Below are 610 nucleotides of genomic sequence, written 5' to 3'. Positions count from 1 at the left end.
ACCCCCCACCATCAATGCCACACAAAAAGCCCAAATCCAAAGTGCCCATGGCATGCTCGCTCCATTTTTTGAGAACAAGACACCACAGCACAACTTTACAGAAGTCAAGTTAGTGGATACCATTTTGTCCAAGACTAATACAGAAGTGATTGCCCTATTTGAGATTATTGGTGGCACGGAGAAAGACTTTTACAGAGCACAAGAACATAAAACCTACATTGAAAAATTTAAAAAAGATGGACAAGAATACTTTACACATGTGTTTTCAAACCCACAAGACTTTTTAGAAAACTTTGGCAATAATGCTAAACCCCCACACACCATAGGTGCAATCACACCAAAAGGCAAAGGCAAAAAAGGCACAACCCACACTTTCAACACCGCACAATTAATCACTTACATCAAAAGCCCTAACACTAAAAGAGTGGGAGCCTTATTTAAACTCATTGAGCCTAGCCCAAAAGATTTAGAAAACGCCAAGCTTTACCAAGAAAAAATCTACATAGACTACTTTAAAAAATCTGTGCCCAAATGTGATGCTCCTGATTATTTTGTGTATGTGTTTGAGAGTATGCAAGAGTTGCAGAAGTGGATAGAGAAATATAGCCAA

General features: G+C 38.7%; 1 pseudogene. It reads left to right on the top strand.

Going from position 1 to position 610, the window contains the following annotated elements:
* Nucleotides 1–610 (top strand): annotated as a pseudogene (locus QSJ47_RS08120) (hypothetical protein); the annotation flags it as partial.

It is taken from the genome of Helicobacter sp. NHP22-001, from assembly GCF_030270165.1.
In the GTDB taxonomy this organism is placed as follows: Bacteria; Campylobacterota; Campylobacteria; order Campylobacterales; family Helicobacteraceae; genus Helicobacter; species Helicobacter gastrofelis.
The sequence above is the reverse complement of the archived record's forward strand: the minus strand, read 5'-3'. Positions and strand labels throughout refer to the sequence as shown.